The sequence below is a fragment of the Thalassovita sp. ABM4_323 genome (assembly GCF_056158665.1).
Window position 1 is genome coordinate 242409 of the sequence record NZ_JBSWTS010000007.1, and the last position, 13663, is coordinate 256071.

General features: G+C 58.0%; 19 protein-coding genes. 11 read left to right on the forward strand and 8 right to left on the reverse strand.

Annotation, left to right across the window (positions count from 1 at the left end; all coding sequences use genetic code 11):
- Positions 1 to 25: 25 nt before the first annotated feature.
- Complete coding sequence (locus tag ACXADQ_RS03430) at positions 26 to 466, reverse strand: putative quinol monooxygenase (RefSeq protein WP_475315512.1); 441 nt, start codon at positions 464 to 466, stop codon at positions 26 to 28.
- A 116-nt stretch (positions 467 to 582) separates the two neighbouring features.
- On the opposite strand from ACXADQ_RS03430, the gene ACXADQ_RS03435 reads away from it, so the two are divergent.
- Positions 583 to 1170 (forward strand): TetR/AcrR family transcriptional regulator, encoded by a 588-nt coding sequence (locus ACXADQ_RS03435; protein ID WP_475315516.1) that lies wholly within the window; start codon positions 583 to 585, stop codon positions 1168 to 1170.
- 2 nt (positions 1171 to 1172) lie between these two features.
- Here ACXADQ_RS03435 and ACXADQ_RS03440 read toward each other — a convergent pair whose 3' ends face one another.
- From ACXADQ_RS03440 to ACXADQ_RS03450, 3 genes are read right to left on the reverse strand one after another with little or no spacing between them, the layout of a single operon-like run.
- A complete protein-coding gene (locus tag ACXADQ_RS03440) occupies positions 1173 to 1886 on the reverse strand; it encodes an EI24 domain-containing protein (protein WP_475315518.1) in 714 nt (237 codons plus the stop codon).
- Positions 1871 to 2449 carry a nitroreductase family protein gene (locus tag ACXADQ_RS03445; RefSeq protein ID WP_475315521.1) on the reverse strand — a complete coding sequence of 193 codons (579 nt, stop codon included), beginning with the start codon at positions 2447 to 2449 and terminating at the stop codon, positions 1871 to 1873. The genes ACXADQ_RS03440 and ACXADQ_RS03445 overlap by 16 nt, the downstream gene beginning before the upstream one ends.
- A 53-nt stretch (positions 2450 to 2502) precedes the next feature.
- Positions 2503 to 3615: a class II histone deacetylase gene (locus ACXADQ_RS03450; protein ID WP_475315524.1), complete on the reverse strand. Its 1113-nt coding sequence runs from the start codon at positions 3613 to 3615 to the stop codon at positions 2503 to 2505.
- 81 nt (positions 3616 to 3696) lie between these two features.
- Here ACXADQ_RS03450 and ACXADQ_RS03455 point away from each other — a divergent pair, with 81 nt between their 5' ends.
- Entirely contained in the window at positions 3697 to 3945 is a 249-nt protein-coding gene (locus ACXADQ_RS03455) for a DUF167 domain-containing protein (protein ID WP_475315528.1), read from the forward strand.
- On the opposite strand, the gene ACXADQ_RS03460 is transcribed toward ACXADQ_RS03455, so the two are convergent.
- A complete protein-coding gene (locus tag ACXADQ_RS03460) occupies positions 3942 to 4187 on the reverse strand; it encodes a hypothetical protein (protein ID WP_475315530.1) in 246 nt (81 codons plus the stop codon). The two genes, ACXADQ_RS03455 and ACXADQ_RS03460, sit on opposite strands and share 4 nt — an antisense overlap.
- A gap of 204 nt (positions 4188 to 4391) precedes the next feature.
- Here ACXADQ_RS03460 and ACXADQ_RS03465 point away from each other — a divergent pair, with 204 nt between their 5' ends.
- From ACXADQ_RS03465 to ACXADQ_RS03480, 4 genes are all read left to right on the forward strand, one after another.
- Positions 4392 to 4745, forward strand: coding sequence for a YigZ family protein (locus ACXADQ_RS03465; protein ID WP_475315532.1), 354 nt, complete (start codon positions 4392 to 4394; stop codon positions 4743 to 4745).
- A gap of 74 nt (positions 4746 to 4819) precedes the next feature.
- A complete protein-coding gene (locus ACXADQ_RS03470; RefSeq protein ID WP_475315534.1) occupies positions 4820 to 5086 on the forward strand; it encodes a DUF6455 family protein in 267 nt (88 codons plus the stop codon).
- 82 nt (positions 5087 to 5168) lie between these two features.
- A complete protein-coding gene (locus tag ACXADQ_RS03475; protein WP_475315538.1) occupies positions 5169 to 5450 on the forward strand; it encodes a DUF6455 family protein in 282 nt (93 codons plus the stop codon).
- 2 nt (positions 5451 to 5452) lie between these two features.
- Positions 5453 to 5716 (forward strand): DUF6455 family protein, encoded by a 264-nt coding sequence (locus ACXADQ_RS03480; protein WP_475315542.1) that lies wholly within the window; start codon positions 5453 to 5455, stop codon positions 5714 to 5716.
- Between the two features lie 3 nt (positions 5717 to 5719).
- On the opposite strand, the gene ACXADQ_RS03485 is transcribed toward ACXADQ_RS03480, so the two are convergent.
- Entirely contained in the window at positions 5720 to 6199 is a 480-nt protein-coding gene (locus ACXADQ_RS03485) for a DUF4405 domain-containing protein (RefSeq protein WP_475315546.1), read from the reverse strand.
- A 176-nt stretch (positions 6200 to 6375) separates the two neighbouring features.
- On the opposite strand from ACXADQ_RS03485, the gene ACXADQ_RS03490 reads away from it, so the two are divergent.
- Positions 6376 to 6735 carry a diacylglycerol kinase gene (locus tag ACXADQ_RS03490; protein WP_475315551.1) on the forward strand — a complete coding sequence of 120 codons (360 nt, stop codon included), beginning with the start codon at positions 6376 to 6378 and terminating at the stop codon, positions 6733 to 6735.
- A 473-nt stretch (positions 6736 to 7208) separates the two neighbouring features.
- Here the strand turns inward: ACXADQ_RS03490 and ACXADQ_RS03495 are convergent, their stop codons facing one another.
- On the reverse strand, positions 7209 to 7562 hold the full coding sequence (locus ACXADQ_RS03495) for a hypothetical protein (RefSeq protein WP_475315555.1): 354 nt from the start codon (positions 7560 to 7562) through the stop codon (positions 7209 to 7211).
- A gap of 9 nt (positions 7563 to 7571) precedes the next feature.
- Positions 7572 to 8696: a S24 family peptidase gene (locus tag ACXADQ_RS03500; protein WP_475315558.1), complete on the reverse strand. Its 1125-nt coding sequence runs from the start codon at positions 8694 to 8696 to the stop codon at positions 7572 to 7574.
- Between the two features lie 366 nt (positions 8697 to 9062).
- Here ACXADQ_RS03500 and ACXADQ_RS03505 point away from each other — a divergent pair, with 366 nt between their 5' ends.
- The 4 genes from ACXADQ_RS03505 (at position 9063) to ACXADQ_RS03520 (ending at position 13663) form a co-directional block, all read left to right on the forward strand.
- A complete protein-coding gene (locus tag ACXADQ_RS03505; protein WP_475315562.1) occupies positions 9063 to 9500 on the forward strand; it encodes a hypothetical protein in 438 nt (145 codons plus the stop codon).
- Positions 9487 to 10161 carry a hypothetical protein gene (locus ACXADQ_RS03510; RefSeq protein WP_475315567.1) on the forward strand — a complete coding sequence of 225 codons (675 nt, stop codon included), beginning with the start codon at positions 9487 to 9489 and terminating at the stop codon, positions 10159 to 10161. The genes ACXADQ_RS03505 and ACXADQ_RS03510 overlap by 14 nt, the downstream gene beginning before the upstream one ends.
- A gap of 382 nt (positions 10162 to 10543) precedes the next feature.
- Positions 10544 to 11320 carry a ParB/RepB/Spo0J family partition protein gene (locus tag ACXADQ_RS03515; RefSeq protein ID WP_475315571.1) on the forward strand — a complete coding sequence of 259 codons (777 nt, stop codon included), beginning with the start codon at positions 10544 to 10546 and terminating at the stop codon, positions 11318 to 11320.
- Positions 11321 to 11482: 162 nt separating this feature from the next.
- Entirely contained in the window at positions 11483 to 13663 is a 2181-nt protein-coding gene (locus tag ACXADQ_RS03520) for a transposase domain-containing protein (RefSeq protein ID WP_475315575.1), read from the forward strand.

Sequence of the window (13663 nt, forward strand, 5' to 3'; positions counted from 1 at the left end):
TGCGGGGGCGTTTTTTATTCAGCGCTCAGTTTCGCGCGAATCCTGTCCATTCGGCCGTGAAAATGGCGCCCATGTTCATCTGATAGGCAGCGGCCTTCAACTCTTCGGGGACGTCCCCGCGAAAGATGAACGGGCCGGGCGTGGCGAATTCCACCAGTTGGGGAAAGAACTGCGCGGCGGTTTCCGACAGATGGAAGGCCAGCGCGTTTCCGTCCGAAAATACCTCGTGAATCACGATTTGATCCCCGGTTTCCGAGACTGCGATCTCATAGCTTAGAAGCCCCGGTTCATTCGCCTCCAGGATTTGACCGACAGCCTGGTAAGTATTCACCAAGCGCTCTTCCATGCCCTCGTGGGCGGTCCAGACATAGGTCAGGGCAATCTCTGAAGATTGAGACTCTGCCTGAACAGCGCCCCCCAGAGACAGGGCGACGACGGTTGCTGCGGCGGTTTTTAGCATTTTCATTTGTCTTCTCCATTTGTTGGGCATTCGAGGACGTGAAAGCAAGGTAATCATTCAGTTACCTTGACAGGGGTAACCAATCAGTTACCTTGAGTCAACAACTATTCTTTGAGGACCAAATGCCCAACGCCAAAAGCTACAAACGAGATGACCTGCTGGACAAAGCGATCGAGCTGTTTCGAAGGCAGGGTTATTCTGGTACCAGCACCGCTGAACTGGTCGAAGAACTGGGGATCAACCGCAAAAGCATGTATGCTGAATTTGGCTCGAAACAGGGCCTGTTCGAAGCGGTGTTGGACCGGTACTCTCAGGTGAACTTGTCCAGGGTGCTTGCCCCAATCGAGGACCCAGAGGCAGACGAAACCACGATTCAGCACGCGTTTCTTGGATATGCGTCCGCCATCGACGGCCCGTTCAATGGGCTTGGCTGCCTGATGGCCAATACGGCGGTTGAGCGCGCCGCGCTAGACCCTGGCAGCGCAAAGTTCGTTGATGCGTATCTGGCACGGCTGAACAACGGGTTCCGGGGCGCCCTGGAGAACGCGCGCGCCAACGGCGCCGTCGAAGCCCAGGCGAACCTTGCCGACCTTGCGGCCTTCTTTTCCATGGCCGTGGTCGGGATTTCCGCCTTGATACGCGCCAAAGCCCCGCCCGAGCAGGTCCATGCCGCCGGCCGCGCCGTCATTGCCCAGTTGGGGCGGCAATAGGGTTACCGCCGCCCGCCCGTCACTCCGTGGTAGATATGGGTGAACGTCGCCGCGCCCAGAATAGGGATCAGCAGGTTGATCAAAGGCACGGACAAAGGCACGGCCATCAGGCTGCCCGCGATCCAGATCGTGCCGCGATAGCGCTTGCGTAGCTCTTTCGCGCCCTGACGCCCGACGCGCCGAATGGCGACCAGGGTGAAATACTCCATCCCCAGTAAGAACCCGTTCAACCCCCAGAAGATGAACAGCGAAAACGGCGTGAAGATCGGGATGACATATAGCAGCAGCGCCAAAAGGTTCGCACCGATCAGGATCCCCATGAAATTCACGCTGTCCTTTACCGCATCCCAAAAGGGAACCTTGGTGGCGGGTGGCAAATGCGGATAGTGGCGATCCTCGACCGCCTGGGCGACCTCGTCCAGGAACATCGAGGTGATGGCCGAGGCTACAGGCACCATCAGGAACACCGACAGGATGATCATCACCAAGAAACTGGACCAGGACAGCAGATCATCCAGCCAGGTCACCTGACCGATCAGCGGAATCACGGCCTCGTCGCCGACAGTGACCTGCAAGAACCACAAAAAGGCGGCGAAAACACCAACCAACAGCGCCAGTGTCAGCACGATGCCCAGCATCAGAACGCGCCGGAAGCGGCGGTCTCCGATTTGGCCCAGCGCTTTGAAAAACGAGCTGAAAATCAATCCGATAGCCATGTGACGATGCTCTCCAGATCTGGACGGGGACGTTCGGGCGGGGCGGATTTTTCTGTACCGATATGAATCAGACCCGCGATGCGTTCGTGATCCGCCAGCCCCAGGCCCTGAGACATGAAAGAACGATCATGGCTTGGCCAGCCGCTCAGCCAATTGGCCCCCCAACCCGCAGCCAGCGCGGCGTTCAGCAGCGCCAGACAGGCCGCACCCGCAGAATAGGTCAGTTCAAGCGGTGGCACCTTTTCGCTGTCCTTTTGAACTTCGATCACAGCCACCGCAAGATCGCTGGTGTCAAACTGCATCGGGCCTTTCGTTGCCTTGTCTTCGGGCAGGCTCAAATCCTCGGCGCGCGCGCGAGCCAGATCGCCCAAACGGCGCAGCGCCGCGCGTTCCAGAACGATAAAACGCCAGGGTTCCAGCTTGCCGTGATCGGGCGTACGCGCGGCGGCGGTCAGGATCGGTGTCAGGTCTTCGCGAGTGGGCACCGGCGTGGTCAGCGTCTTTTGCGGACGCGAGCGCCGCGTGAGCAGAAATTCCAATGCTGCAGAATTCTTTTCGGGCATTTGGGGCCTTTCGAAATGGGTCAGGCCCTATGTCGGGCCTCATGGCCTCTGGGTCAACCCACCAGCCCCAATTCCACGGCCATTTCACCGATCAGCTGTTCAACCATCTGCTGACTGCGCGGCCCCGGCTGGCGTTGCGCCACCACCTGCGCCATGGGATCCGGAGCGGTGATCTCGCTGCCCGACAGCTGTTCCATCACCGCATGTCCACAGAAAGGAACGTAGGCCTCTGAATATCCGCCCTCGTGAATCATCACCAGCTTGCCATCACACAGCTGATCGGCGGCCGTCATCACCTGTTGTGTCATCAGGCGAAAGGTTTCGGCGGTACACAGCATATGGGCCAACGGATCAAAGATCGACGCGTCGAACCCGCAAGCAATGACAATCACGTCAGGTTTAAACGCTTGAAGCTTGGGCAGAACTATCCGCTCTATCGCGTGCAGATACCCCGCGTGACCGGTCCCTGCTGGCAAAGGCACGTTCACATTGAACCCTTTCCCTGCCCCTGTCCCTTGATCGGCGACGTCACCAGTATCCAACGGGTAATTGCGTTCCTGATGCAGGCTGATGGTCAGCACGTCGTCACGATCATAGAACACGGCCTCGGTTCCATTGCCGTGATGCACGTCCCAATCGAGCACAGCGAAACGTTTGGCTTTGCCGCCCGCCCGCGCAGCCTCGATCGCGATGCCGATGTTGTTCAAGAGACAAAACCCATTGGGCCAATCGGGCAGACAGTGGTGGCCCGGCGGGCGCGACAGCGCATAGGCGTTGTCCAAGACCCCATCCAGCACGTCCAACAACGCCTGCTTGGCCAGCCCGGCCGATTGTGCCGCAATTTCGTAGCCACCTTTCAGGAAGGGCGTGCGCAGGCCCAGATCGCCGCCGCCCGCATCAGACAGTTGTTTGAACTGATCCAGATACGAGGCCGGATGGACGCGCTCTAGGTCTACGCGCGTGGCGGCAGGGGCTGAACGGACATGCAATTCATCCAACAAGCCCGACACATCCAGCAGGTTCTTGAACCGTCGCTTGGTCTCCGGATTTTCCGGCAGCCCGCCTGCGGCCAGTGGCTGAACGAATTCGCCAACGGGCAGGGTCAGCGCATAGTCCCCTCCGGCATGCCAGAAACACTTCTCATCCCAGAAAAAACCTGTGCGCATCTTCGCCTCCTTGGGGTTTCACATGCACTATCTCTGGCAGAGGCATTGGTGTAAATCCGGGGTTCTACGGCAGAGGCCCCCATGAGCGAACTTACCCATCTTGCAATGCCCGGCACCGAGATCGCCGTACGTGTCACCCCCAAAGCATCTCGCAACCAGGTTTCGCTGGTGGATGGGGTGATCCGGGTCTACGTCACCACGGTTCCTGAAAACGGCAAGGCGAACACCGCTGTGCAAAAACTGTTGGCCAAACAGCTGGGTCTGGCCAAATCCCGCCTGACCTTGATCCGCGGCCAGACCAGCCGCGACAAGGTTTTTCGGGTGGACTAGTCGGTTTTACTTTCGCGCACGCGCTGATACACGCCTTCGGGCAGATCCAGCGCCGCAGACAAATCCTTGAGCTGTGCAATCGACAGAGTGATCCGTTCCACCAAATCCGTGCGCGGATCCAGCTGTTCGATCACGATGCAGTCTTCAAACGCGTTGATGGTCACGTCTTCTTGCAGGTTTGGCGACCCTTCATCCACTAGAGTGATGACGGTCGCATCAAAATCATGCTCGATTGAAAACATCTCTACCTCGCTTCGGGATCATTCGCCGCTTGTTCCTTTGTCTCCATGGTGGCAGGTTGCGCGCCATTGCGGAAGGCCAAATGGTGCTCGAAAAAGAAGCTGCGGGTCATTATGGCGTATGCCGTGTGGATTGACGTCAGACCAATACCGGCTTGTCATCTTTTAACGCCAACCCGCCGTCGCGCTCTGGTCAGAGGATGATCCATGTTGCAGATCGATAACGTCGTCAATGATCGCGGATCGCGATATGCCGTCTCTGGCGGGCGAGTGCATTCGCCCGACGAGGTGACCGCATTTTTGAAGCAGCTCAAACGCGCCAAACGCTATGCCAAGGCCACCCACAACACCTGGGCGGTTCTGTATTCTGACGGCACGCAGGTAAAGAACGACGACGGCGAATCCGGCGCGGGCATGGTGATTCTTCGCATGTTGGAACGTGAAAACCTGACCGATCATGTGATCGTGGTCACGCGCTGGTACGGTGGCAAACATTTAGGCGGAGACCGCTTTCGCCATGTGCAAACCTGCGTGAAGGCCTATCTGGACGCCCTGCATTGACCTAGGTCAAAGTGCTCGTCCCGACTCTGACTAGCGTTTCAGGCACCAGAAACACTGCATCGGAGGAACGGGCCATGCAGAGCCAAGACAAGATTAAACGCCACGCCACGCTTGTGGACCATATGGCCACCGCGCTGGAATTGGACCTGGAAGAGACAACCATGCAAGGGCGATTGCAGCCCGACGATCTGGCGGATGCTGTGCTTCGCTGCACCGCCTGCACCAATCCAGAGGATTGCGACACCTGGCTGGCCGCGCACAAAGCCCCACAGCAAAGCACGCCGTCGTACTGCCGCAACCAGGATCTGTTCCGCTCGCTAAAAGGGGCTCAGGCAGATTGATCCGCATCAAGGCACCATGTCGGTTTCGCCCCTATCATGAAACCCGTTGACGTGCTGCCTATCTGACCTGAAGGAGCTGACCTTGAAACCACTCGGAGACAGAAAGCGCCACTATTGGCTGGCCCAACGTATGGCCAAAACAACCGGTGCCGATCTGGTCTCGGCTTTCGACCAGGGTGAACTGGATCAAAGCGAATGGGCTCGGATGGTTCATAACTGCCGTGGCTGCACCTGGACTGACGGGTGCGAACGATGGCTGCAAGGGCACACAAGCACGTCCACCGTACCGGACAGCTGCGCCAACTGCGCGCGCTTCTCCGACTTGCAGACGCTAGAGACCCGCGAGGGATCTGAAAGGACATAAAAATGGGTGTGCTTTATCCGTTAGGTGACCCAGCCAGACATTTCTGGCTGACCCGTTCTGTCGCCCGCAGCATGGGGCTCAGCTTTTCAGAAGCCCTCAGCGAAGGCCGTATCTCGGCGCAGGGCTATGCCCAGCTGGTGACGCAATGCCGCAAATGCCCCTGCGTGCAACAATGCGAGGCCTGGCTGGCCGAGACCGGCTTTGGCGCAACCGAGGCCCCGGCCCATTGCCCGAACGCGAATACCCTGAACAAGCTGAAACACTAGGGTCTATGGCGCCAGGGTGACGAACAGAGCCGGGGCTGCCCCGCGCTCGGGTCCGGCCAGATCGACCAGGGACTGCCCCATCGAGGCCATGATCCCCTGGTCCGCCAGCCGATCAATCAACCCCGCTGTATCCGTTCCCAAAATGGAGGCGATCTGTTCGATCGGTGCCGTCATCACCGTATTCACAACCGCATATTCAGGCCGCCCTCCTGTTTGCGGTACGGACACAAAACTCAGACCCAGCGCGACGACAAAAACTGCCATCAACCCCATGGCAAGCGGTTTCTTGAAATACAAAGCGAAGGCGCGCCAGTTCAGAACCACGTGCAACGCCACGGCCGCGATCATGACCAGCCCAAGATATTCATGGGCGACTTTGTTCAGCGTGGTGTTCATGTGGAAAAACAACAAAACCCCAGTGACAGCCATCAGGAAAAAACTGCCAATGGTGATCGGTGTGGCGTATTTGCGTAGATTAGACATGGTGCTCTCGTGAATTGCTAAAGGCTCGGCCGCATCGGCCGCGACAAACGTCGAATGACACCTCTGATACGCACGCACTCAGCAATACCGTCGCAAGAATTTGCTGCGTGTGCGAAAGTGCTTCGGTCTGGCCATATCTTGGGAATTGCCGCATGATCCAAGGCCGGAGGAGACAAATGCTGTATTTCCTGAAACGCCTGAAGCTGCGCGTGGTCTGGAGCTGGGCCGGATGCGTTGACGTCTGGCGCACCGAACACTCGTTTCGCAGCTGGGTCTGGGCCAATCTGGTGTCGGCTGCACTGGCGCTGTGGTTGCCGTTGGACAGCGCGGATCGTGCATTGATCCTGGCTTTGGGCATCCTGGTTCTGGCGTTCGAGCTGATCAATTCGGCCATTGAACGCGCGGTGGATGACATCGGCAAAGACGAACGCGCGCTGGCGAAACAGGCCAAGGATGCCGGCAGCGCAGGCGTGGCCGTCGCCGCAATCGCCGCGGGCGTGGCCTGGGCGGTCTCTTTGTTCGGACTTATCAGCTGAATGTTAGTTGACAGAGATACCTGCAGTGAGTGCGGAAGATCATAGAAGAGGCTGGAAGAAGGCGGAAAACCCAACAAAATAAGTGCCATAGAGAAGCTACAGCGATGCTGCACGTCCGCCTTGCGTTGACAGAGTAACACGGCCCGAAAAGCCGCATAAGGGCACTTATGTCAAATTCTGGACCACTGGCGACGCATAGCGCCAGATGGGGCGTAAGTGCTGTTCAACAAAAGATTTTTGACGTTCAAGAGCGCTGAGAACTGGCCCAATGCGGCGGTTCGGAGGTGTGCGGAACTGGGACGCTGGCGTCCCAGAATGAATTTAGCGTCCCAGAAATGGATTAACGCAACAAAAACAAAGACTAAGGCCGATATACGTCCACGCAATGCAACTTTCGAACTGGGACGCGATTCGGCGGCTCCTACCACAATATCAGAAGAAACCGACGCACAATATTGACCTGTGTCGCTGTATCAGTTCCAGATGCCAAACATCTGGCAGCGGTTCATGACCTGCTGCAGAGTGTCGCTGTCTTGACCCACGCTTCTGACCTCGAAGTGAGCATCACGAAAAGTACCAAAGAAAGGCACTTTCCCAGTGTATCCGCCGAAACGGTTTTTCGCGTTGATATAACCACACACTGAAAGTGTTCCGTTCGCCGATTTCGCTGCAGACAGGTCAGAGAGCATCCCGCTTTCAGGGTCGATTAAAACGGCCTTGAACGCCTCTGAAATGGTCTGCTCTTGTTCGGGTGATAGGTGGGTATCCTCCGCTATTGCGGCAGTTGCGCCAAAAGCAAAAAACACCATCAGTGAATATTTAATCATCCCCATCTCCTATTGAGCTAAGCTTGACGCCGACCAGACGACCTCACCAATAACTTTGAAATCATGCCCATCCTGGCCCGTGATCACTTCGCTGGAGAACTCTGCATTATCGCTCAGTACAAGGATGTCACCGCCGGATAGTGTTTCCAACCGTTTTACACGCAGCTCTCCACCCTGGCTGAACGCATACATTCGCCGACCCCGAATAGCCGTGCGATTGTGATTGATCATGACAATAGATCCGTCCTTCAGCGTCGGCTCCATGGATGTGCCGTCCACATAAATTAATGAGGCCATGTCTGGCGATATCCCGTTCGCCTTCAGCCAGGGCGTCGGAAAGGCGAGCGAGGAAATCACCTGATCGTTCCAGTTCAGGCGACCGGGACCCGCCGCTGCCTGCACGTCATGAAGCGCGATCACGCCATAATCACCGGCAGCCGAGGGCGCGGAAAAAGGAAAACTGATATGACGCGGGTCCGGTATGAATTCGCTATGATCAGAGCCGGGCTTGCCCCTGAAAACCGCGACGACCGGATGGGCCTTTGCCACATAGTTAGAGAATTGTTCCTCGTCGAAAGACTTTTGCGTTCCCCCCTCAACCGGCAGCCATCCCCGCAGCTTCAGCCGATCGCCCGTCATTTCATCCAGGCGCTTAATAGAGGTCGCACCGCTTTTGTCCTTTATCCAGATGCGATCCCCCTCGCGAATATCTTGCACTGGCGAGACCAGGCAATAATCGCCGGCATCAATTCCTTCAGGCTTCATTGAGGAACCGCTTGCCGTGACGTAGAACGCCGAGGGATCGTTCATGAAATCTGGCGCCGGCAACGCTGGCAGATCAGGTTGATCTTTTCCCCAGCCATGAACACCGCATTTGGCGAAGCCATGATGAGGTATCGGGGCCTTCCAGTGAAGCGTCTTGCCAGGCTCCCTCCGCTTTCCGAAATAAAACTCCAAATCAAGAGCCTCAGCCAAAGCAGAGAGCCGCTCAACAGAGGGCGAAGAGCCTCTTCGAAGGCTCTGCAAGGGAGCATTGTCCGGTTTGCTGAAGGCAAGCATCCCAACCTCTGTTTGAGAGAGGCCGCGGGCTTTTCTGCGTTCTTCCAGAATCTCATAAATCTGCTTTGGGTCCATGGAAGTGTAATTTTACACATTTTTAGATTCTGCAACAGTAAGGTTTTCCGTCCAGTATGAAAATTTACATTGACTAAAGTATGTAAATTTTCATAATGCGACCTATGAGCAGTCAAAACCTTATTCACATCGACTACGGTCACCTGATTTTGTTGGCGGAAAACCTCGCGCAACACTTGCAAAGGTCAGAGGCGACCATCTCCACCAAGATAGTCGGCCATGCGCGATTGTTTTCGCGCCTGCGCCAGGGTGCGGGCTGCAATGCCCACACCTACAGAGATGCGCTCCAATGGTTTCACGCAAACTGGCCAGCCGACCTTGAATGGCCCGACAGAATCCCGTTCCCCGCCCCACGAGGTAATTCTGATGATGACGCATGAGCAGACCCAACTCCGGTCGGCAGTTCAGGCCGAAATCGACGCGACGCGGCACGAAGTTGAGCGGTTGCGCATAGCGGTACTTAGATCATTTGGCTCGAACGCCGCTGTCGCCAAGACAGTGCGTAGAAAAAGCGCTGATAACGACCAGCCGGGACTGCAACCCATGAGCAGCGCAACAAACAACCTTATCCATCTGTGCGAGCAGATTTGTGCCCACGAAGGCATTACCCACTGGGCGGTCTCGCGCCGCATCTTCAAGAAGGGTGATTTCTTCCACCGAATCAAAAACGGCACACGACCGTTCGCAGACACCGTTGAGAAGGGCATTCGTGCCCTTTCTGAAAGCTGGCCGGCCGATCTGGAATGGCCGACCCATATCCCCCGCCCCCCAGAATCCCAAAAGGTGCCCCATGATGACGCATGACGACATCCGGCTCCGGGCCCACGAAATCGCCCTTGGCCTGGCCCCGAACGAACGCGCCGCTGTCGCCGTGCTGCTGATCGAAACCATCCGCCAAACAGCAGACTTTACAGCAGTCAATCAGGCCGCCCGCTTCATTGGCGAGCATGGCTCCAGCCTCTGCAAAGCCAACCTCGATGGCCTGAGCTACCTGCCTGTCCCTGATCACCCGACCGAAGCCACCGCTCACACATCAAAAGAGAGTCGGGAGGCCACTCGCCCGCGCAAGAGCAGAAAGCGGGCGAGTGGTGAGTGGCGGTACTGGCTGGAGGATGCCGTCGGCGCACTAGCGCTGTTTGTGATGCTCTTTACCCTGCTGTTTTGGGGGGGGGCTGTCATGAGCGCCACCCTGCCACCATATCGCGTTCAGCAGGTTGGTAAGCAGTTCGCGGTGAAAAATGCAGAAGGATGCAGGGTTAGCCCGTTCTTCCACAGCTATGAGTTTGCACTGACGGATTGCGAGACCCGCTTGGTCAGTGCCGAGAACGACATTCGCAAGTGCCTCACCTGCGGCGCCACCTTTCTCAGCGCCGGGCCACACAATCGCATGTGCACTCCTTGCCGCAGCAAAGCGGCCGATGCGGTTCCCAGCCACAGCATTTCGCTGGAAGGAGGGCTGACCTAGTGCATGCCGCGCCACTCAGCTCTCCGCGCCTGCAGCGTGTCCTGGGCGTCCTGAAGGACGGAAAGCCCCACACGACCCGCCAAATCGTTCGTAGGGCACGAGTGATGGCGGTGAACGCCTGTATTTCGGAGCTTCGCCAACATGGCGCTGAGATCCACTGCCAAAAGCGCCGCGTCAACGGTGCTGTCCGATTCTATTACACAATGTTGAAAGGGCCAAAAAACGATGTGTATTCAACCCACAATACTTGATTTCGTGGTTGCGAAACTCTGCCTTGAGGAGCGGCTGAACAACAAGCTCTGCCCGCGCGCCGCGCGCGCTCGCGACGCAGCAAGCCCCCTGAAGGTTCGCTTCCTCCGATACGAGGTCCTCCGTCGGTTTGTTGGCCCTGCCGATGGTGGCGTCCACCCGGTGCAAGGGGAAGCCCACCCCGCACCGGGTGGATCGCAAAATTCGGAGGTTGCCTCCGATGTCTGAACCAAAACTGATGACCGTAAACGAGCTTCCTGTTGATGCGATCGACGACAGCAATCGTCTGCGCCCGATAAGCGAGGCCGGGGTAGAAAGCCTAATTGCCTCGATCGGCGAACTGGGCGTGATGAAAGACCCCATTCATGTTCGGAAAACCAAGTCAGGCACCTTTGTCCTGATCGCCGGCGGCCACCGCCTGGAGGCCGCGCGCCGCCTGGGCTGGAGTGCGATTGAGGCGAAGGTCTGGGCCGAAGTAACGGACGACTGGGCGCGCCTGATGGAGATCGACGACAACCTGGCCGGCGCCGAGATGAACGCCCTGGACACCGCCATCTTTCTGGCAGAACGCAAGCGCGTATACGAAAAGCTACACCCTGAGACAAAGCAGGGGATTGCGGGCGGTTTGGCTCGACAGGGTTCAGCAAGCGAACTCGGTTCGTTTGCTGCTGTAACCGCCGAAAAATTTGGCATGACAACGCGCCAAATTCAAAAGATCGTCGCAGCTGGGTCCAGGCTGGGTCGCGACGAAATAGACCTCCTGCGCGGCTCTGATCGTCCAGTCACGCTGAAAGACCTGACCGAGATCTCGAAAATAGGCGAAGACGCGGACCGCAAAGCCGTGGTCATGCGCCTGTCTTCAGGCAAGGTGAAAACAGACTGCCGAAGCGCGCCGCGCACTTGCCAGTAGCGACACGTCAGCCCTGCCTAAAGACCCCGTTGAAGAGGCGTTCAAAGACCTTTTTGCACGCTGGAAACGTGCTCCTGTTGCCGCCCGCCGCCGACTGGTGAGCGAGATATATGATGATCTGAGCGAGTACATCTCCGACGAACAAAATCGGAGGGATGCCTGATGCCCAACGCGACAGAGCCACAACAGATCTGGTGGAGTGCCGAAGAGCTCGCACAGGCCAAGTTGCCCGACATGCCGGTCAGCAAGCGCCGTGTGAATTCGATGATCGAACGCGGCAACTGGCGCGCCCATCCTGAGCATGCCCGGCGTCGCAAAGGGCGTGGCGGCGGGTGGGAGTACCACTGGAAACTGCTCCCCTTACGTGCGCAGAGCGCCTTGCTGGCCTTGCTGAGCCCCAATGCAGAACCGACAGCGCCGACGCGCAGCCGCGTTGATACCTGGTCCTGGTTCGACAGCTTGCCCGCAAAGCCAAAAGCTGAAGCCCGGCGCCGCCTCGAGATCATTCAGGCGGTCGAGGTGCTTTGCCGCGCCGGACAGTCCAAGGATACCGCTGTGCATATCGCAGCTTCGCGTTGGGGCGTTGGCGCACGCACCATCTGGTCCTGGTTTGGGTTGCTTGATGGGGTTCGCATCGACGATCGGCTTCCGCATTTGGCCCCCAGGCATCAGGCGGCAACGCGCAAGGCGACGCGGGCTGAGGTCTCAGAGGAGTTTTGGGATTATCTAAAGTCCGACTTCCTGCGGCCTGAGAAGCCCAGCTTTGCGTCTTGCTATCGCCGTGCGGTGAAGCTGGCGCGCGCCGAAGGCTACCAAACAGCCCCCGAGCGCACAATGCGGCGCCGGCTTGAGGCGGAGGTCTCGCAGCTGACCATCACGCTATGCCGCAAGGGTGTTGACGCGCTCAAAGCGATCTACCCTGCGCAAACACGCGATAAGCTGAGCCTGCATGCGATGGAGGCGGTGAACGCGGATTATCACCGCTTTGACGTGTTTGTTCGCTGGCCCGCCGAGGCAGGCTCAAACTCTGGTGAGGGCGAAATTGTACGTCCGCAAATGGTGGCGTTTCAGGATATCTACTCCGGGCGCATCCTTAGCTGGCGGATCGACAAGACGCCAAACAAGGTAGGTGTTTCGCTGGCCCTGGGAGATATGGTTGAGCGTTTTGGCATTCCTGAGCATATCGTTCTCGATAATGGCCGTGAATTTGCCAACAAGTTTCTGACGGGGGGAACCCCGACCCGTTTTCGCTTCAAAGTCAAAGATGACGACATTCCCGGCATCCTGACCACGCTGGGCGTCGAGGTCCATTGGGCCACGCCCTATTCCGGCCAATCCAAGCCGATCGAGCGGGCCTTCCGTGATATGGCCGATGACATCGCCAAAGACCCGCGTTTTGCGGGGGCATATACCGGCAATCGACCCGATGCCAAGCCGGAAAACTATGGCGCGAAGGCAATCGATCTTGAGCGCTTCATTGAGGTGGTTGCCGAAGGGATCGAAGAGCACAATGCGCGCGCCGGGCGGCGCGGCCAGACCACGATGGGCAGCTCTATCCTGGCAACCTTTGAGGAAAGCTATGCCCAGGCCCCGATCCGCAAGGCCACAGACGAACAGCGGCGCCTGTGGCTGATGGGAGCGGAAGGTCTGAATGCTGATCGCTCCAACGGCCTGCTGCGCTTCATGGGCAACGAGTATCACGCGGACTGGATGTACGAAATCTCAGGCCAGAAAGTTGTGGCGCGTTTTGACCCCGCCGCGCTGCACGATGGCCTGCATGTCTATGCATTGACAGGCGAGTACCTTGGCGAAGCAGAGTGCCGTGTGCCGGCAGGCTTCTTTGACATCGAGGAGGCCCGAGATCATGCCGCTGCGCGCCGCAAGTGGGTAAAGGCCGAGAAAGAAGCGGCCAAAGCCTTGCGCAAATACGATGCGGTGCAGCTAGGGGGCTACCTTGACGGTCTTTCAGCCAGCGCACCGAAAGAAAGCGCGGGGCTTGAGGCGAAGGTTGTCCGTCCCGCCGCCTTTGAAAAGGCGCCCCGCCCCGCCCCAATTGCCCGACCTCTCAGTGCCTCAGAGCAGGCCAAGCGCGAGGCCTTTGTGGCCAGTTTTGAAGATCGGGCAAAAGACGCGATCAAATCCGCACCACACAAAGACGACGACATTCGCTCCCGCTTTGCGCGAGCAAAAGAGATGGAAGCCCGGCAAGCCGAAGGCGTGGCTCTGACGGGTGACCAAAACCGGTGGCTGAAAGGCTACCAGAGAACCCCCGAATACAAAGCGATGCAGGAGATGCAGGGCGAATTCGGAGGGGCTTCTGAAGAAGGTGGCGCGGCTGGGTAA